Genomic DNA, 18,942 nt, shown 5'->3' with positions numbered 1-18,942 from the left:
CTTCCTCTCGAAAGGGGGGAAGGGCCTGTCCTCTGATACTTTCGCCCTCGTGCGGTCGGACCGGGAGAGGGCGGAGTTCCAGGAGTTCTTCGAGCTCCACTACCGGCCCCTCGGCCGGTTCGCCTACCTGCTGACCGGCGACCCCCACGAGGCCGACGACCTGGTGGCCGACGTCTTCGCCGACGCCTGGCGGCACTGGGACAGGGTCAGCGCGGCCGCGGAACCGCTCGCCTACGTGCGGCGGATGGTCGTGAACCTGGCGGCCACCCGCGTCCGGAGCCTGGTCCGCGACCGCCGCAGGGGGCGTGACCTGGGCGTGTTCGCCCGTGAGCACGGCCACGAACCCGACGTCGCCGCGCTGGTCGACCTGCGGGCCGCATTGCAGGCGCTGCCGCTGCGCAAACGCGCCTGCGTGGTGCTCCGGCACGTGCTGGAGCTGTCGGAGGCCGAGACCGCCGAGGTGCTCGGCATCTCGGTCGGCACGGTCAAGAGCCAGACCTCGCGGGGCGTCTCCGAACTGCAGGAACGGCTGCGCGCCGCCGCCCCGGCCGGTGGGAGGGAGGGCCGATGAACGACGACCTGTGGGCCGCGCTGCGCGCCGACGCGGCCCGGCACGAGCCCGACCGGGATCTCATCCTGGCCAGGGTCGAGGAGGTCCGGCCGCGCCCGGGACGGTTCCGGCCGCTCGTGGTCGCCGCCGCCGCGGCGTCCGTGCTGGTCACCGCGACGCTGGCCGGATGGAGCCTGTCCGAGCGGGCGCCGCGCACGGTCGCCAGCCCGACGAGCGCCGAGGCGGTGCCGCCGGTCACCGGGCCCGCGGAGCCCGTCCCGGTGCCCAAGACCGCGACCGAACCGCCGACCGGGTCACCGACCGGGCCGGTGGCCGAGGGCGCGCCGCCGCCGTCGACCCCCGGCTCGCACGACTCCACCGCCGGGGCCGCGCCGGGCGTGACGGTGCGGGCCTGGACCGACCCGGTGAGCGGGGAGTACTGGGCGCAGCGGAACCTGACGGTGACGGTGGAACGGCCGCTGACTGCTTTCAGCGCCACCATCAGGATCGGCGCGGGGGCGGGGGAGGAGTTCGCGGGATCGTTCTCGACCCTGTCCACCGAGGAGCTCGACTTCACCAGGCGGACCCAGGGCACGACGATCGTCTACCGCTGGACGCTCCGGCCCGGCCGCACGATCCGGGCCGGGTCGTACCAGCTCAGCGCCCAGTTCAAACGCCTGCCCGGACCCCGCCCCGTGGCCGACTCCTACACGGCAGCGGGAATCTCCGGAAACTTCTGAGACGGCGGCAACCTTCCGGCGCTCCCGATCGACCAGTGCGTGCCGGTGCGGGTCAGGACTTGTGGGAGCGGGCCCGCGCCGGTCACCGAAGTCCAGGGAAGTCCTGTGGAAGTTCAGGAGAGGTCCGGGGGAGAGGAGTCGTCCGCCCGTCGTCACCTGCGGCATCGTTATCCGGGAGGTGGGATCAAGCTGGTTGAAACTGGTACCGTCCAGGCGTGGTCACGTTGAGCCCCCTCGGGCCGTCAGACCCCCGGGTGGTGGGCCCCTACGAACTCCAGGGGCGCATCGGCTCGGGCGGTATGGGCACCGTCTATCTCGGCACCTCCCCGAACGGGGAGCAGGTGGCCGTCAAGGTCATCCGCGCCGACCTCGCCGGTGACGCGCAGTTCCTCGCGCGCTTCCAGGACGAGGTCGCCAACGCGCGCCGGGTCGCCTCTTTCGCGACCGCGCAGGTCCTCGACCAGGGGACGCGCGACGGTCTCGCCTACATGGTCACCGAGTACATCGACGGCAGGTCGCTGGCCGACCACGTCACCAGGCACGGAGCCCTGTCGCCGGGCCTGCTGCACGGGGTGGCCGTCGGGGTCGCGACCGCGCTGACCGCGATCCACTCCGCCGGGCTGATCCACCGCGACCTGAAGCCGAGCAACGTGCTGCTGTCGCTGACCGGGCCGCGGGTCATCGACTTCGGCATCGCCCGCGCGCTCGACGCCACCACCGCCCACACCGCGACGGGCATGCTGGTCGGCAGCCCCGGCTGGATGGCGCCCGAGCAGATCCTGCACACCGAGATCACGACCGCGGTCGACATCTTCGCCTGGGGCTGCCTCATCGCCCAGGCGGGCACGTCCCGGCATCCGTTCGGCACCGGCAACCTCGCGGTCCTGTCCGCCCGGCTGCTGCACGCCGAACCGGACATCGGCCCGCTGCCCGAACCGCTGGCCGGGCTCGTGCGCGCCGCGCTGCAGAAGGATCCGCGGTCGCGTCCGAGCGCACAGGACCTGCTGCTCACCCTGGTCAGCGGCAACGTCCCGCAGGCTCCCGCGCCGTTGGCCGCCGCGGCTCAGGAGACCGTCGCACAGAACTGGCAGCCGGTGCAGACGCCGCCGCCGGGGCGGACGCCCGAGCCGTTCCGGCCCCATCAGCCTCACGGGGCCTACCCGCCCCCGCCGCCGGTCCCCGGGCAGCAGTGGACCCAGATCCAGCCGGGCGGGAACGGGCGGCGGAAGGCGGCGATCGCCGCGGTCGCGGCCCTGGTGCTGGTCGCCGCCGGGGTGTCGGTGTTCGCGTTCTGGCCGGAAGGGAAGAAGGACGAGCCGACGGATACGGTCGCCTCGCCGGACGTCCTGCCGACGAGCCCGATCTACGGCCGGATGGACCTGGTCGCGGTGGGCAAGGGCGAGTGCTCCTCGATCGTCGTCCGGCTCACCCCGGGGAAGAGCGAGTACGACAAGATCACCGCCGGGACCTGCGACTCCCTGCCGCAGTACTCCGCGAAGACGGGGATCATCGCCTACACGCACACCACCGGGACCGACCCGAACAGGTCCTCGACTCTCCAGACCATCGATCCGAAGAACGGATCGCGCAGCTCGCTGGACCTGCCGATGAAGACGGGCACCCGCAGCGCGTGGTCTCCGGACGGCGACCGGCTGGCGTTCATGCGCCTGGACACCGCCGGGGTCCCGCAGATCTACACGGCCACCGCGACGGGCTCGGACATCAGGCAGCTCACCACGAGCAAGGCCGAGAAGGACGATCCCGCCTGGTCGCCGGACGGAACCAAGATCGCCTTCTGGGCGAAGGAGGGCGTGCGCAACCAGATCTTCTACCTCGACGTGGCGAACCCCTCCGCCGTCACCCAGGTCACCCATGAGGACACCCACCGCGCCGGCGACCCCGCCTGGTCGCCCGACTCCGCCCGCCTCGCCTACACGCGCAGCAGCGTGGCGAAGAACGAGGGCGAGGAGCACGACATCTGGTCGATCGCCGCGGACGGCACCGACGCCCGTGCCGTCACGAGCGCTCCGGGCCGTGAGATGGACCCCTACTGGTCCAGGAACGGAAAGTGGATCTCATATGTGAAGGGCGCCCTGGACAAGGTTCGCGTCTACGCGATCCGGGCCGATGGTTCCGAAGACACGCCCATCTCGCCGGAGAACATACCGATGAGTCACCCCAACTGGACCTGAATGTCCGGTTAGGTTAGCCTTACCTGCATCTTGTTAGGCAAGGCTAACTTTGTTGGCGTGATCGAAGGACCTCTATGTTCGCCATCCCCTCGGGCGCGCGGCTCACCGCGGCTCTGGCCACCCTCGTCCTCGCAGCCGGTGCCCTCACCGGCTGCGGGTCGGACGGCGGCGACAAGACCCCGGCCCCCGCCGCGACGAGTGCCGCGGCGAACGCCTACCCCGTGACGATCGCCCACAAGTACGGCGAGACCGTCGTCAAGGCCGAGCCGCAGCGGATCGTCGCCGTCGGCCTCACCGACCAGGACGCCGTCCTCGCGCTCGGCAAGGTCCCCGTCGCCACCACCGACTGGTTCGGCGGGTTCCCCGGCGCCATCGGCCCGTGGGCGACCGCCAAGCTCAACGGCGCCCCCGTCCCGACGCTGCTCAAGGACACCGGGACCGGCCCCCAGGTCGAGAAGATCGCCGCGCTCAAGCCCGACCTGATCCTCGCCCTCTACGCCGGCCTCACCGAGAAGCAGTACCAGACGCTCTCGAAGTTCGCCCCCGTGATCGCCCAGCCCAAGGCCTACCAGGACTACGGCATTCCGTGGCAGGAGCAGACCCTCACGATCGGCAAGGCGCTCGGCAAGTCCGCCGAGGCAGGGAAGCTGGTCGGCGAGGTCGAGCAGAAGTTCGAGAAGCTCAAGGCCGACAACCCCGAGTTCACCGGGAAGACCGCCATCACGGCCACCCCGTACGAGGGCTACTTCGTCTACGGCAGCCAGGACGCCCGCACCCGCACCCTCGCCCGCCTCGGCTTCTCCCTGCCGACCGACCTCGACACCGCCCTCGGCGGCCAGTTCGGCGCGAGCATCAGCAAGGAGCGCACCGACCTGCTCAACCAGAGCGTCGCGGTGTGGAGCGTCGGCGACGTGACCAAGGACATGGACAAGCTGCACGCCGACAAGCTCTACAACGGCCTCGACGTCGTCAAGCAGGGCCGCGAGATCGCGATCGACGAGACCGCCCCCTACGGCGTCGCCTACTCCTTCGTGACCGTGCTCAGCCTGCCGTTCCTGCTGGACCGGCTGGTCCCGCAGCTGAAGGCGGCCGTCGACGGCGACCCCGCCACCAAGGTCGAGCAGCCCGCCTCCTGATGAAGGCGGTCTCCAGGCCGCGCCCGGCGATCCTTCTCGCCGGGCCGGCCCTTCTCCTGGTCGTGCTGTGCCTGCTGTCGCTTGCGCTCGGCGCGAAGAGCGTGCCGCCGGACCAGGTCCTCGGCGCGCTGACCGGTGGTTCCCACGGCCTCGTGCACGACCTCGTCTGGTCGGTACGGGTGCCGAGGACCGCGCTCGGGCTGGTCACCGGAATCGCGCTGGGCCTGTCCGGCGCGCTCATGCAGGCCCTCACCCGCAACCCGCTCGCCGACCCCGGGCTGCTGGGCGTCACCGCGGGCGGCGGGCTGGGCGTCGTGGTCGCCGTCGGCGTCTTCGGGCTGAGCCTGCTGTACGAGTACGTGTGGTTCGCCTTCGCCGGGGCGCTCGTGGCGAGCGTCGCGGTGTATCTGCTGGGCCGGCTCGGCAAGGCCGGACTGACCCCGGTGAAGCTGGCGCTGGCGGGCGTCGCGGTCAGCGCGCTGCTGTCGTCGCTGACCAGCGCGATCGTCCTGACCGAGCCGGAGGCGCTCAACCGCTACCGGTTCTGGTCGGCGGGCTCGCTCGCCGACGCCGACGCCGACGCAGTCCTGCGGATCCTGCCGTTCATCGTCGTGGGCACGGTCCTGACGCTGGCGTGCGCGCCCGCGCTCAACAGCCTCGCCCTGGGCGAGGACGTCGCCGCCTCGCTCGGACGGCGCCTCGGCCTGATCCGCCTCCAGGGAGTGACGGCCATCATGCTGCTGACCGGTGCGGCCGTCGCGGTGATCGGCCCGGTCGTCTTCCTCGGCCTGATCGTCCCGCATCTGGCCAGATCGCTCGCCCAGTGGGCCGGGATCGGCCCCGACCACCGGTGGCTGCTGCCGCTGTCGGCGCTGCTGGCCCCCGACCTCATGCTGGCCGCCGATCTGCTGGGACGGATGCTGCGCCGTCCGCTGGAGATCCAGGCCGGTGTGATCATCGCCTTCCTCGGCGGGCCGTTCTTCATCGCCATGGTCCGCCGCCGACGGCTGGCGGAGGTGTGAGCGTGCCGACCCATCTGCGGCTGGCCAGGCCGCCCGTCTCCTTCGTCGTCAGGCCCCGGCTCCTCCTGGTCTGCGCGGTGCTGGCCCTCCTGACCTTCGTCCTGGTCTGCCTGAGCGTCGCCACAGGCGACTTCGAGATCGGCTTCGTGGACACCGTCAAGGCCGTCCTCGGCACCGGCGACCCCGGGACGGTCCTCGTCGTCCAGGAGCTGCGGCTGCCGCGGGTGGTGACCGGGCTGCTCGTCGGGATCGCCTTCGCCCTGTCGGGCTCGCTGTTCCAGACGATGACCCGCAACCCGATGGCCAGCCCCGACGTGATCGGGCTGACCGAGGGATCCGGGACCGCGGTCGTCGCCGCGATCATGTTCGGCTGGGACGGCGGGCTCGGGCTCCAGGCCATCGGCCTGCTCGGCGGCCTCCTCAGCGCCCTCGTGGTCTACCTGCTCGCCTGGAAGGGCGGGACGACCGGCTACCGGATCATCCTGGTCGGCATCGGGGTGTCGTGGATGTGCACGAGCGCCAGCGACTACCTGATCGCCCAGGGCGGGCGGTTCCAGGCCCAGTCGGCCCTCGGCTGGCTCGTCGGCAACCTGAACGGCCGCGACTGGGAGCAGACGAGGCCGCTGGCGCTCGCGCTGCTCGTGCTCGTGCCCGCGGCGCTGATGCTCGGCAGGCACCTGCGGGTCCTCCAGCTCGGCGACGACGTCGCCGCCGGGCTCGGCACGCCCGTCCAGCTCGTGCGGTTCGCCCTGATGCTGTGCGGCGTCGGGCTGATCGCCTTCGGCACCGCGGCGGCGGGCCCGGTCGCCTTCGTCGCACTGATGGCCCCGCAGATCGCGCAGCGGCTGGCGGGCACCGCCTGGCCGCCGCCGGTGACCTCGGCACTGACCGGCGGGCTGGTCGTGGTCGGCTCCGACCTGATCGCCCGGACCCTCATCCCCGGCACGGAGCTGCCCGTCGGGATCGTCACCGGCGTGCTCGGCGCGCCCGTGCTGCTCTGGCTGCTCATCCGCGCGAACAACGCGGGCTCAGGAGGCTGAACACATGCAGACATCCGCACCCGAGCTGAGCGCGTCAGGGCTGAGCCTCGGTTACGGCGACCGCGAGGTCGTCAGCGGCCTCGACGTGCGGGTGCCGCCCGGCCGGATCACCGCGATCGTCGGCGCGAACGCCTGCGGCAAGTCGACCCTGCTGCGGGCGCTCGCCCGGCTGCTGAACCCCCAGAAGGGGACCGTCAGCCTGGACGGCCGGTCGATCGCCTCGATCCCGGGCCGGGAACTGGCACGGCGGCTCGGCATCCTGCCGCAGACTCCGACCGCACCGGACGGCCTGAGCGTGATCGACCTGGTCAACCGGGGCAGATCGCCGCACCAGACCTGGTGGCGGCAGTGGTCGAAGGCCGACGAGAGCGCCGTGCACGCCGCCCTCGCCGCGACGGGCATCACCGATCTCGCCGACCGCGCGGTCGACGAGCTGTCCGGCGGCCAACGGCAGCGGGCCTGGATCGCGATGGCCGTCGCGCAGGGCACCGAGGTGCTGCTGCTCGACGAGCCGACCACCTATCTCGACCTGGCCCACCAGATCGACGTCCTCGACCTGGTCACCGACCTCAACCGCGATGAGGGCAGGACCATCGTCATGGTCCTGCACGACCTGAACCAGGCCTGCCGCTACGCCGACCACGTCATCGCGATGAAGGCGGGCCGGATCGTCGCGGAGGGCGCGCCCGCCGACGTGATCACCGTGGAGAGCGTCGAGGACGTCTTCGACCTGCGCTGCCAGATCACCACCGACCCGGTGAGCGGCACCCCGCTGGTCATCCCGATCGGCCGTCACCACTGATCCGGCCGTCACCGAGAAGGGGTCAGCGCAGGTCCCAGAACGCCGTCTCCTTCTCGTTGACGCCGGTGATCAGGGTGGCGGCGTCCGCGGTGAAGGCGGCCGTCCAGACCGACGAGCCCGGCTTCACGACACGGACGGGCGCGCGGGTGGCCAGGTCCCAGACGACGACCTGGCCGTCATCGCTGCCGGTGGCCAGCAGGCGGCCGTCCGCGCTGATCGCGGTGGCGTAGATCGGGCCGATTCCGCTCTTGACGACGGAGGTGGAGGCGCCCGAGGCGACGTCCCAGAAGCGGATGTCGCGGTCGCCGCCCGCGGAGATCAGCGTGCGGCCGTCGGGGGTGAACAGCACGCCGCCGATCCAGCTTCCGTGACCGCGCATCGGGGAGCCCGGCGTGCGGGTGGCGACGTTCCAGAGGCGGATCTCGCTGTCGTTGGCGGTCGCCAGGATCCGGTCGTCGGGGCTGAACCGGAGGGACTTGGCCGGGGCCCGGTCGTCGCCGAGCGTCACGACCCGGTCCCAGGAGGAGGTCGACCAGAGGATCACCCGCTGGTCGGCGCCGCCGCTGCCGAGCAGGGAGCCGTCGTGGCTGAAGTGCAGGGAGCCGACCGGGCCGGTGTGGCCGGTGAGGGTCTCGAGCCGCTTTCCGGTGCGGGCGTCCCAGATCCGGATCGTCCGGTCGTCGCCGGCGCTCGCCAGGTAACGGCCGTCGGGGGAGTGGTCGACGGCCCGCACTCGCGCGGTGTGCCCTTTGAGGATCATGGGCGGGGTGTCGGCCGTCATGGACCAGAGCTGGACGGTCCTGTCGCTGCTCGAGATCGCGAGGGCGGCGCCGTCCGGGCTGATCGAAAGGCCGGTCACGGCGTCGCCGAAGCCCTTGATGACGCGCCGGGGCGTGGACGTCGTGACCGCGGGGGAGGGCGGTAGCGGCTTCGGAGCGGCGGTGCCCTGTTCGTCGTCGTCCTTCAGCACCCAGATCGTCAGCCCGCAGAGCGCGACGGCGAAGGCGCCGCCCGCGGCCAGGAGCACGTCCCGCCGTGAACGCTCGTCCCGTCGTCCCGGGCCGGAGAGCTCGACGGCCGGCTCGGCCGCCGGAGGGCGCTCGACAGGGAACGGAGGCCCCGCGACGTCGCCCAGGAGGACCGCCGCTCCGGCCGCGTTGACCCGGGCACCGGGGTCCTTGCGCAGAAGCTCGGTGAGCAGCGGTGTGAGCGGGCCCGCGTGCCCGGGCGCGGGGAGCGGCTCGTTGATCAGCGCCGACAGCACGGCGAGCGCGCCGTCCCCGGTGAACGGGGGCCGTCCCTCGACCGCGTGGTAGAGGGTCGCGCCGAGAGACCACAGATCGCCGGCCGGTGACACCTCCTCGCCACGGGCCTGTTCGGGAGGCATGTAGGAGGGGGTGCCGATCAGATCGCCCGTCCCGGTCAGCGCGGGGTCGCCGGGCAGGCTCGCGATGCCGAAGTCGGTGATGACCACCCGCCGGCCGCTCAGCAGCACGTTGGCCGGCTTCAGGTCGCGGTGCACCACCCCCGCCCGGTGCGCCTCGGTGAGCGCCGCCAGGATCGCGGTCCCCAGCGCGGCGACCCGCTCGACGGGCAGCTTCCCGTTCCGCCGGATCAGGTCCTCGAGCGATTCGCCGTCGATCAGCTCCATCACGATGGCGGGGCCGCCGTCGGCGCGTTCGATGATGTCGTGCACCGTCACGATCCCGGGATGGCCGAGCCGTGCCGCCGATCTCGCCTCACGCAGTGCCCGCTTCCTGAGCAGCTCCCGCTGCCGCTCGCCGAGCGACTCGGGGATCCGCAGGACCTTCACGGCGACCTCGCGCCGGAGCATCTCGTCCTCAGCGCTCCAGACCTGCCCCATCCCGCCCTCGCCGATGAGGGTCTCCAGCCGATAACGCCCACCGATTACCGTACCCGGACCATCCGTCACGCACCGCACTCTAACGGCCGGTGGATCGTCCGGTCCCGGGGTCAGGTCACGGATCGCCAACGGCCGGAAGTTCCCTCTCCGGGTCTGGGCAAGCCGCGGGATCTGGGGTGTGCTGGACGGATGAGCGGTGAGGACGAGGCGGCGCCCGCGGCGCGGGCGGAGGAGATCAGCAAGGTCTACGGAACGGGGGACGCCGAGGTCCGGGCCCTGGACGGGGTCTCCATCGACTTCCCCGCCGGGCGGTTCAGCGCGGTGATGGGCCCTTCGGGCTCGGGGAAGTCGACCCTGCTGCACTGCATGGCGGGGCTCGACCGGGTGACGTCCGGGCGGTTGTGGATCGGCGGGGACGAGCTGACCGGGATGTCGGACAAGGAGCTCACCCGGTTGCGGCGCGACCGGGTCGGGTTCGTGTTCCAGGCGTTCAACCTGGTGCCGACGCTGACGGGTGCGGAGAACGTCACGCTTCCCGCGGCGATCGCGCGGCGGCGTCCCGACGAGCCGTGGTTCGAGCGGGTCGTCGAGGCCGTCGGGATCGGGCACCGGCTGCGGCACAGGCCGTCGGAGATGTCGGGCGGGGAACAGCAGCGGATCGCGGCGGCCAGGGCCCTGGTCGCCCGGCCGGCGATCGTGTTCGCCGACGAGCCGACCGGGAACCTCGACTCCAAGGCCAGTGCCGAGGTGCTGATGTTCCTGCGGCGGTCGGTCGACGAGTTCGGCCAGACGATCGTCATGGTCACCCATGAGCCGACCGCGGCGGCCTACGCCGACCACGTGGTGTTCCTGGCCGACGGCAGGATCGTCAGCGACATGCGGGAACCGACCGCCGAACGCGTCCTCGACCTGCTGAAAGAGCTCGGCGGATAGCGGACGCCCGGCCGTTCCACCGGCCGGGCGTCCTGTCCTCGCGGGGCTACCAGCCCTGGAGGCCGGCTCCGTAGGGGTAGAGCGGGTTCCCGTAGGTGCCGGGCACGGTCTGCCCGGCGTCGATCTTGGCGCGGATGTCGGCGCGTTCCGCCGCGGTCGCCCCGAGGTCGTAGGGGATGTTCCAGTCCTCGTTGGCGTCGGCGAGCGTGTCGGTGCCGCCGGGCTTGAGGACCTGGTCGAGGGTGCGCGGCAGCTGCCAGGGCAGCTTCCCGCGCGGCGCGTAGTCGCCGAAGAGCAGGCTCGCCGTGGCGGGCCCGACCTCCTCGCCACCGCGGTAGGTCATGACGATCGCGTCGGCGATGCCGTTCCACTCGGTGATGACGGTCGGCCGGGGCAGGTCCATCACGACCACGACCGGGATGCCCTGATCATGGAAGTTCTGGATCAGCGCGAGCTGGTCGGCGGGCAGATAGGGCTGCTCCTTCACCCAGTTGGTGGCGTGGGTGTAGGTCGGCTCACCGACCGCGATCACCGCCAGCTTGGGCGAGGGGCCGGTGTCCTGGTAGACGTTGACGCCGTCCTTGGCCGCCCGCTTCTTGATGGCGTCGAGAAGGGTGAGCGAACCGAGCTCCTGGTGGAAGTAGCTCGTCCAGATGCAGCAGGCGTCGCCGTCGGTGGCCCGGGGCCCGGTGACGATGATGTTGTCGCCGGACTTGAGCTTCAGCGGCAGCACCGCGTTGGAGTTCTTCAGGACGGTGATGGACTTGCGGGCGGCCTGGTTGGCCAGGTCCGCGTAGGCGGGCTGGTGCTGGCGGTAGGGGCCGTTGACCGGGTCGCCGTAGGGGTGGTCGAAGACGCCGAGCTGGAACTTCAGCCGCAGCACGCGCTTCACCGAGTCGTCGATCCTGGCGATCGGCACGCTGTTGATGAAGCTCGCCATCGTGAAGCCGGGAGCGCCGGGGTCGGCGCCGCCCATGACGTCCGAGCCGGCCTTCGCCGCGCCCGGCCAGTTCGCCGACGGCAGCCAGTCCGTCGTGATCATTCCGGTGTAGCCCAGGTTCGTGCGGAGGTAGGCGAGGATCTTCGCGCTGTCGCCCGCGCCGGGACCGCCCGGGTCGAGGTAGGAGCTGCCCGCGTAGCCCGGCATGATGTTGACCGCGCCGGCCTCCATCGCCGCCCGGAACGGGATCATGTGGTACTTGATCGTGACCGCGTCGTAGGTGATCAGGGCTTCGCCGCCCGCGCCCTCGCCCGGCCAGTGCTTGACCGTCGCGAGTACCGAGTGCGGGTTGAGCTCGGGACCGCCCTGGAGACCGGACACCAGCGCCCTGACCTGCGCGGCGGCGACGTCGGCGTTCTCTCCGTTGCCCTCCTGGATGCGCGGGTAGAGGACCTTGGTGCCGACTTCGGCCAGCGGGCCGAGGACGCCGCGCGCCCCGACCTCCAGTTCCTCCTTGCGCTGCATGTCGCCGAGCTTGTAGTCGAGGGCGTAGTCCTTGCCCGCGGCCAGTGCGCTCTGCAGCGGATAGGTGGTCTTGTAGCCGGCGATGGTGTCGCCCGCCGAGACGGCCGGGATGCCGAGCCGGGTGCCCGCCCCGCTGAGCAGCACCTGGTGCAGGTCGCCCGGCTGGGCCGGGCCGAAGTGCCAGCCCGACAGGTTGAACGACTGGGCGTTGTAGAACATCTGGTAGGCCTTCTCCTCCGGGGTCATCCGGGAGAGCAGGTCGTTGACGCGGGTCTCGACCGGCTGCCGCCAGTCCTCGTACGGCTCGATCGTGCCGTTCTTGTTCAGGTCGCGGGCGCCGTTGACGACGCTGACGCCGTCCGCGACGGCCTCGATGTCCGGCAGGTACAGGCTGAACGTGCGGATGTTCGACGTGGTCTTCGCGCCGGAGCCGCTGACCGCCACGGCGTACCACTTGTAGGTCCAGCGGTCGGTGATGTCCCAGGTCGGGGTGTAGGTGGTGCCGGGCGTCTCGGCGACCTTGGTGTAGAGGTCGAGCAGGTTGCCCGAGGCGGTGAAGTCGTAGTCGGTCCGGCTGACGTTCAGCCAGACCTCGTAGCGGACCGAACCGGCGACGGGCGCCCAGGACAGGGCGGGCCGGCGGGTGTCGGTGACCATGGCCTTGTCCGCCGGGGCCGCCAGCGCGAACTGGCCGGTCGTCGCCGGGGCCCTGGTCGGGCCGGACAGCAGGGGCGCGGTCGCGTCGGTCGTGTCGACGGTGCCGAACACCTGGAACTCCCACAGGGAGTAGCCGTAGCCGGTGGCACGGGCCGTCCCGGTGAAGCGGATGTAGCGGCCGGTCCCGGAGACGGCCAGGTTCTCGACGCCGCCCTTGCCGGTCGTCGTGGTGAAGATCGGTGTCCAGGCGGTGCCGTTCGAGGAGACCTCGATCCGGTAGCCGGTGGCGTAGGCGGACTCCCAGTTGAGGGTGACGCCCGTGATCGTGGAGGTTCCGCCGAGGTCGACGCGGAGCCACTGCGCGTCGCTGGACTCGCTCGACCAGCGGGTGGTCGTGCGGCCGTCGAGCGCGGCGGCGGGGGCGTTTCCGCCTTCGAACGAGGAGGCCGTCACCTGCTTGTAGGCGGAGATCGGGGTGGTGCCCGGTTCGGTCGGCGGAACGGTGCCGCCGGTGAAGACGCCGAACTCCCACAGCGAGTAGCCGTAGCCGGTGGCGCGGGCGGTGCCGTACATGCGGACGTAGCGCCCTGAACCCGTCACGTTCAGGGTCTGGTTCCCGCCGGGGCCGGTGGCCGTGGTGTAGATGGACGTCCAGGTGGTGCCGTTGTCGGACACCTCGATCCGGAAGCCGCCGGCGTAGGCCGCCTCCCAGCTCAGGGTGACCTTGCAGACGGCGGTGGTGCCGCCCAGGTCGACCTGGATCCACTGCGGGTCGGCGGCCGCGCTGGACCAGCGGGTGCCGGTGTTGCCGTCGAAGGCGGCGGAGGCCGGGGTTCCGCCGTTCTCGGTGGTGGAGGCCGTCGCGGTCTTGTTGAGCGCGGCGTTGGTGCCGCAGGTGCCCGGGTCGACGACCGGGCCGTCGCCGAAGACGCCGAACTCCCACAGCGAGTAGCCGTAACCGGTGGCGCGCGCGGTGCCGAGCATCCGGACGTAGCGGCCGGAGCCGGTGACGTTCAGCGCCTGGACGCCGCCGTTGCCGGTGGTCGTGGAGTAGACGTCGGACCAGGAGGTCGCGTCGTCCGAGACCTGGATCTTGAACCCGGTGGCGTAGGCGGCCTCCCAGGTCAGCTGGACCTGGGAGATCGCCGACCTGGTGCCGAGGTCGACCTGGATCCACTGCGGGTCGCTGAACGTGCTCGCCCACCGGGTGCCGGTGTCGCCGTCGAACGCCGCGGAGGCGGGGTTGACCGTGGCGTTCTCCGAGGAGGAGGCGACGGCGGGCTTGTTCAGCGACAGCAGGGTCGCGGCATGGGCGACCCTGGCGGGCGCGACGAGGGCCGCCGCGACGAGCAGGACGGCGATGAGCAGGGCGGGTGGCCTGAGGACTCGGAGGGACGGTGGACGTGCGGCAGGGCGCATCACTGCTCCAAACGGGGGGTGGTTACAGCGGGGGTGGGCTCCGGCCGCCGCAGTGCTGAGACGGCGGCCGGAGGGACTGCGGACTTACCAGCCGACCGCGATCAGCAGGTACTGCGGGCCCTGGTGGGCGATGAACGAGGAGTGGCCCGCGTAGTCGTCATAGGGGAAGCCGTACGACAGGTCGCCGATGGCGTGGTCGTGCCAGAACCTGGCGTAGTAGTTGGCAGGCGCGGCCTTGTAGTAGTTCGCCGCGTCGTCCTGCTGGGCGTCGGTCTGGCCGACGACGTGCCGGTTGAGCGCGGCGCACAGCTTCGGCGCCTCGGACAGGGGACCGGCGCAGCCCGTCACCTGGGAGGTGGTGGCCGTGACGCCCGCCGACGCCGCGTAGGCGGTGAAGTAGTTCGCGTACGCTCCGCCCGGCTGGAAGGCCGGGGAGTTGCCCGGCGCGGGGATCCGGTAGGGGGCCTCGACGGTGGCCAGGCCCTTGAACTCGGCCGGGACCTCGTTCTGGAACCTCGCGAACGTGGCCGCGCGGTCCTCCTGGAACGTCGCGAGGTCCTCGCCGACGGACACGTCGTCGCCGTCGTGGGAGTGCAGCCGCATCGCGAGCTTCAGGCCGAAGCCGTCGACACGGGTGGTGTTGCCGTTGAAGACCGAGGGCCCGACGGTGAACTCGATGAAGTCGGAGTACCGGCTGTCGGGCGAGCCGAGATGGAAGTACATCCGCCCGGCGGTGTTGACCGGCAGGTCGAAGTAGGGCTGCTCGGCGATCGAGTGGGACTGGCCGTTGTAACTCCAGTAGACCTGGCTGTCGGGGTACTGGCCGTTCGTCCGGTTGAGGATCTTCATCATGACGACGTTCTGGGCCGGGGGGATCGTGCTCGTGTCGCCCCAGAAGCCGGACGGGTCGGGGTCGGTGGGGCCGCCCCCGGTGGTGTTGACCGTGAGGCCCCAGAGCGAGTAGCCGTAGGCCGTCCCGCGCTCGGTGCCGTGGACCCGCAGGTACCGTCCTGAACCCGTGACGTTCAGGGTCTGGTTCCCGCCGGCGCTCGTGGTCGTGGAGTACAGGTCGGTCCAGGCGGACCCGTCACCCGAGATCTGGATCTTGTAGGACCTGGCGTAGGCGGCCTCCCAGCTGAGCGAGACCCGGCAGACGGTCAGGGTCGCGCCGAGATCGACCTGGAGCCACTGGGGGTCGGCGAACGCGCTGGACCAGCGGGTGCCTGAGCTGCCGTCGACGGCGGCGGAGGCGGGGGTGCCCGCGTTCTCGGCCGAGGAGGCGGTGGCGGGCCGGTTGAGCGCGGCGTCGGAGGTCTGGCAGGCCGCGTCGGCGGTGCCGTAGACCTGGAACTCCCAGAGCGAGTAGCCGTAGCCGGTCGCCCTGGCGGTGCCGAGCATCCGGACGTAGCGGCCGGTCCCGGTGACGTTCAGGTCCTGGACGCCGCCGCCCCCGGTCGTGGTGGAGTAGACGTCGGTCCAGGTGGAGGCGTTGTCGGAGACCTGGAGTTTGAAGGCCTTCCCGTAGGCGGCCTCCCAGTTCAGGACGATGCGGCTGATCCGGGCGCCGGACCCCAGGTCGACCTGGAGCCACTGGGGGTCGGCGAACGTGCTGGACCAGCGGGTGCCGGCGTTCCCGTCGACGGCGGCGGAGGCGGGGGAGCCGGTGTTCTCGGTGGAGGAGGCGGTCGCGGTCTTGCCCTGCGACAGCAGGCCGTCGGCCGCTGCCGCAGGGATCGCCGTGACACAGCCGATCGTCAGGACCAGTGCGGCGAACAACGATCTCAGTAGGGGAGGGCGGGCCCTCCTGCGGGCTTCGAGCACCATGCGCGGCTCCTTTCGGCGGCGCCGGGGGGATCTCGAAGCAGAGACTGAACTTGTTCACCTCTTATGTCAAGACTTGAATTAACTAACAAATCATCCAGCGGGGACCGTCCGGGGAGCCGGAGCGGCCTGCGCGGGCACGGCCTCGGCGAGGGATGCCACGTCGGAGCGGGTGTGGCCGGTCAGGTCGTCGGTGTGCCAGCTCTGCGACTGGAACGCGAGAAAGATCGCGACCCAGTGCGGCTCGTCGCCCGGGAAACGGAGCAGGATCCCACCGTCCTGCCAGACGCCGTCGTCGCGCCGGAAGGCCGGGCTGTTGCCCTGGTTCATGTGGACGTCGTGGACGCCGTTGCCGGGCGCGAATCCGAAGATCTTGTCGGCCTTGCCCTCCGGGCCCCAGCGCTCCCCGAACACGTAGACGGCGACCGCGGGATCGGCGACGGCCTTGTCGATGTGCGTCTCGAGCCGGTCGGCGAGATCGTTGCCGGGCCCCGGGACCTCCGGCGGGAGCGCGATCATGCTCGTGCGGTCGACCAGGCCGCCGCGGACGAAGTCGAGCCCGCGGTCGAGGGGCGTCCAGCCGGAGCCGGCCTCGGGCAGGTCGTCGGTGATCGGGTGCGCGAAGTCCTCGTCGGCCAGGTAGAGCAGCTGGGACGGCTCCTCCTTCGACAGGACGTTCACCGCGATCCGGTAGGAGACCGCGTCCTCGTCGACGAGGTGGATCTGGAAGTGCGGCGTGTCCCGGCCGCCCTCGCGCCGCTTGCCGACCGCTCTCCCGGCCAGCACCCCGTAGTTCTTCAAAGCCATGCCCGTGCCCCCTCACCTGCGCTTTTCCCGTTGTTCGTGATCATGGGAGCGCGGGAGGGGGCCGTCAAGCACCGGCGCCTCTCACACGGGGCGCGCCGCGGGCTCGCCGAGGGGCGCCTTGGCCTGCGCCGGGATGTCCGCCGGTTCGGTGAAGGGCCGCGGGTACGGGGCGCCGAGGGCGAAGGCGCCCGCCAGCACGTCCGCGAAGGCGGCCGCGATGCGGAGCTCGCCGCGCGGGTTCGGGTGGGTGCCGTCCCAGGTGTGGTCGGCGGCCACGAACTCGCGGGCGGTGTCGGCCAGCACGATCGGCGACTCCGGCGTGGTCATGGAGGCCGCGACGGCCCTGATCCGGGCGTTGCACGCCGCGACGCGGGCGGCGAACTCCTCGTCCTCGACCGCGCGCTGCGTCTGCAGGATGCTCCCGAGGACGAACCGCAGTGAGGGCGCGGCGCGGCGCGCGTTGGCGACGAACTCGCGGAGGTTGTCCTCGAACTGCCCGGGCTCGACCCCGTACCAGAACAGGTCGTTGATGCCGAGCAGCACCAGCAGGTAGGCGGGGCGGAACTCGGCGACCTTGGCCTCGATGAGGCTCTTCTCGGTGAGGTAGGGACGGCCCCACTGGGCGTTGTGGTCGCGGTCGAACTCCGGGTCGGCGTAGGTGGAGTCGTCGTCGCCGGCCTCGGCGGTCCTGATGTCGTCCAGCGTGGCCTTGGGTCCGACGAGGTCGATGGCCACGCGCTGGTCGCGCAGGTGGGTCCAGAACCGGTAGCGCCAGGTCCAGTCGCCGCTGCTGCCATGGCTGATCGAGTCGCCGACGATCATGATCGGGACGGCGCCATCGGTGCTGCTCGTCATGCTGCTCCGTTCGGGTCGGTGCGGTCTGTCGAGCGACAGGGATATCACTTAATGTGATCGACCGATATCACTGTGTGGGTGACTGTCGAGAATGTCCGACCCGGTTGGTAGACCTGGGGGATGGGCGTCGAGGTGTTTCTGAAGATCGTCGAAGGGCTGCCGGAGGTCGCGCGGGCCGAGGGCCACCCGACCCTGAGCGGGTTCCGGGTGCGCGGCAAGGGCTTCTGCTATCTCGACGAGGCCGAAGAGACGATCATGCTCAAGGCCCTGCGCGAGGAGCAGGAGGCGCTCGTCTCCGAGGATCCGGAGGTGTTCTCGCCGTCCTGGTCCGCGGGCCGGTTCGCCTGGGTGAACATCGACCTGACCAGGGTCGATCCGGAGGAGCTCGCCGAACTGGTCACCGAGGGCTGGCGCCTGTCGGCGCCGAAGCGCCTGGCCGCGACCGTCCCGGCGCCGGACGTCTGAGGCGCGGAACGGTCAGAGACGGCCGGTGCGGCGCAGGCGGCGGGCGGCCAGGACTCCGGCCGGGACGGGGAGCCAGAAGGTGGTGACCCGGAAGAGCAGGACGCCCTGCAGGGCCGGGATCGCGGGGACCCCGACGGCGATGGCCGCGGCGGTGAGGGCGGCCTCGGTGGTGCCCATGCCCGCGGGGACGGGGACTCCCGCGCCCAGGGCGCTGCCGGTCAGATAGGCGAGCAGCAGGACTCCGACGGCGCTCACGGGGGCGCCGTCGGGAACGGCGATGAGGCTCACCGCGAAGGCGCAGCCCAGCACGACGGGGGTGCCGGCGGCGGCGAGCACGAGTTTGGCCAGCGCGCGCGGATCCCGGGCGACCGCGAGCAGCGCCCGCCAGGAGGCCGCGGCGGCCCGGACCGCGGCAAGCGAGTACCGCGCGGTCCGGCATCCGGGCGCGGTCGCGCAGCGCACCGCCCCCACGATCGCGAGGACGGCGAGGATCCCCGCCGCGACACCGACGTGGGGGAGGTAGGCGCCGAACCGGCCGGGATCGAGGCGTCCCGCCAGCTCCGTTCCCGCCCGGTGCTCGGTGGCGACGACGGCCAGGAACAGCAGCGCGTGGACTCCTCCGCCGACGAGCTTCAGCAGGCCGACCGCCGTGAACGCCTGCGGCGCGGGCACGTCGCACCTGGTCAGGTAGCGCACGTTCACGGCCATGCCGCCGAGCCCGGCGGGGATGATCCGAGCCGCGGCGGCCGCGGCCGTCTGGGCCAGCAGCGACTCGGTGAACCGCAGCCGATGCCCCGACGCCGCCTCGATCGCCACGGCCGCGCAGGCGTAGTGCAGGGCCGACAGGAGGATGAGGAAGGGCACCGCCTGCCACGGCACCTCCACCAGCGAGTCCCAGGCCAGCCAGCAGCCGAGGACCGTGACGAGCGGAAGCGCCGCGAGGAGGAGCCGGGAGCGCCGGGTGCGTGGACGGCGGGCGTGGACGGTGCCGCTCTCGTGGGCCACGACGATGGTCGGCGTCAAAGAATCGGTCTCCCTAGATGCATCAGCAGCAGTGAGGTGAATGGAGTACGCCGATGTACGCCGACCGGTTCAGCATACGGCTCCGCCGGGGCCGCACGTCCGCGAAAGGGATGCCGCGGTCCTTACCGAAGTGTTTCGCTAAGCTTCGACT

15 protein-coding genes are annotated in these 18,942 nt (G+C 71.5%); 9 read left to right on the top strand and 6 right to left on the bottom strand.

Annotation, left to right across the window (positions count from 1 at the left end; genetic code table 11):
• Positions 1-49: 49 nt before the first annotated feature.
• The 7 genes from ABD785_RS00720 (at position 50) to ABD785_RS00690 (ending at position 7,482) form a co-directional block, all read left to right on the top strand.
• Entirely contained in the window at positions 50-571 is a 522-nt protein-coding gene (locus tag ABD785_RS00720) for a SigE family RNA polymerase sigma factor (protein WP_344821133.1), read from the top strand.
• Positions 568-1,290 carry a hypothetical protein gene (locus ABD785_RS00715; protein ID WP_344821132.1) on the top strand — a complete coding sequence of 241 codons (723 nt, stop codon included), beginning with the start codon at positions 568-570 and terminating at the stop codon, positions 1,288-1,290. The genes ABD785_RS00720 and ABD785_RS00715 overlap by 4 nt, the downstream gene beginning before the upstream one ends.
• 215 nt (positions 1,291-1,505) lie before the next feature.
• Entirely contained in the window at positions 1,506-3,482 is a 1,977-nt protein-coding gene (locus tag ABD785_RS00710; RefSeq protein WP_344821131.1) for a protein kinase domain-containing protein, read from the top strand.
• 74 nt (positions 3,483-3,556) lie between these two features.
• Positions 3,557-4,618, top strand: a complete 1,062-nt coding sequence (locus tag ABD785_RS00705; protein WP_344821130.1) for an iron-siderophore ABC transporter substrate-binding protein — start codon at positions 3,557-3,559, stop codon at positions 4,616-4,618.
• Positions 4,618-5,640, top strand: coding sequence for a FecCD family ABC transporter permease (locus tag ABD785_RS00700; protein WP_344821128.1), 1,023 nt, complete (start codon positions 4,618-4,620; stop codon positions 5,638-5,640). Before ABD785_RS00705 ends, ABD785_RS00700 begins: the two co-directional genes overlap by 1 nt.
• A 2-nt stretch (positions 5,641-5,642) precedes the next feature.
• Positions 5,643-6,680, top strand: a complete 1,038-nt coding sequence (locus ABD785_RS00695) for a FecCD family ABC transporter permease (protein WP_344821127.1) — start codon at positions 5,643-5,645, stop codon at positions 6,678-6,680.
• A gap of 4 nt (positions 6,681-6,684) precedes the next feature.
• Complete coding sequence (locus ABD785_RS00690; RefSeq protein WP_344821126.1) at positions 6,685-7,482, top strand: ABC transporter ATP-binding protein; 798 nt, start codon at positions 6,685-6,687, stop codon at positions 7,480-7,482.
• 22 nt (positions 7,483-7,504) lie between these two features.
• Here the strand turns inward: ABD785_RS00690 and ABD785_RS00685 are convergent, their stop codons facing one another.
• Positions 7,505-9,415, bottom strand: a complete 1,911-nt coding sequence (locus ABD785_RS00685; RefSeq protein ID WP_344821125.1) for a protein kinase domain-containing protein — start codon at positions 9,413-9,415, stop codon at positions 7,505-7,507.
• Positions 9,416-9,535: 120 nt separating this feature from the next.
• On the opposite strand from ABD785_RS00685, the gene ABD785_RS00680 reads away from it, so the two are divergent.
• Positions 9,536-10,279, top strand: coding sequence for an ABC transporter ATP-binding protein (locus tag ABD785_RS00680; protein WP_344821124.1), 744 nt, complete (start codon positions 9,536-9,538; stop codon positions 10,277-10,279).
• Between the two features lie 46 nt (positions 10,280-10,325).
• Here the strand turns inward: ABD785_RS00680 and ABD785_RS00675 are convergent, their stop codons facing one another.
• From ABD785_RS00675 to ABD785_RS00660, 4 genes are all read right to left on the bottom strand, one after another.
• Positions 10,326-13,820 carry a discoidin domain-containing protein gene (locus tag ABD785_RS00675; protein ID WP_344821123.1) on the bottom strand — a complete coding sequence of 1,165 codons (3,495 nt, stop codon included), beginning with the start codon at positions 13,818-13,820 and terminating at the stop codon, positions 10,326-10,328.
• A gap of 84 nt (positions 13,821-13,904) precedes the next feature.
• Positions 13,905-15,644, bottom strand: a complete 1,740-nt coding sequence (locus tag ABD785_RS00670) for a discoidin domain-containing protein (RefSeq protein ID WP_344821122.1) — start codon at positions 15,642-15,644, stop codon at positions 13,905-13,907.
• A gap of 90 nt (positions 15,645-15,734) precedes the next feature.
• Positions 15,735-16,448, bottom strand: a complete 714-nt coding sequence (locus ABD785_RS00665) for a DUF2278 family protein (protein ID WP_344821121.1) — start codon at positions 16,446-16,448, stop codon at positions 15,735-15,737.
• Between the two features lie 81 nt (positions 16,449-16,529).
• Entirely contained in the window at positions 16,530-17,303 is a 774-nt protein-coding gene (locus ABD785_RS00660; RefSeq protein WP_344821120.1) for a GDSL-type esterase/lipase family protein, read from the bottom strand.
• A 120-nt stretch (positions 17,304-17,423) separates the two neighbouring features.
• Between ABD785_RS00660 and ABD785_RS00655 the strand changes: the two genes are divergently transcribed.
• On the top strand, positions 17,424-17,768 hold the full coding sequence (locus ABD785_RS00655; protein WP_344821119.1) for an MmcQ/YjbR family DNA-binding protein: 345 nt from the start codon (positions 17,424-17,426) through the stop codon (positions 17,766-17,768).
• A gap of 12 nt (positions 17,769-17,780) precedes the next feature.
• Here ABD785_RS00655 and ABD785_RS00650 read toward each other — a convergent pair whose 3' ends face one another.
• Positions 17,781-18,791 (bottom strand): lysylphosphatidylglycerol synthase transmembrane domain-containing protein, encoded by a 1,011-nt coding sequence (locus ABD785_RS00650; protein WP_344821118.1) that lies wholly within the window; start codon positions 18,789-18,791, stop codon positions 17,781-17,783.
• Between the last annotated feature and the right edge of the window lie 151 nt (positions 18,792-18,942).

The sequence above is a fragment of the Actinocorallia longicatena genome (assembly GCF_039534125.1).
GTDB classification, from domain to species: domain Bacteria; phylum Actinomycetota; class Actinomycetes; order Streptosporangiales; family Streptosporangiaceae; genus Actinocorallia; species Actinocorallia longicatena.
This window is presented reverse-complemented; position numbering and strand designations above follow the sequence as displayed.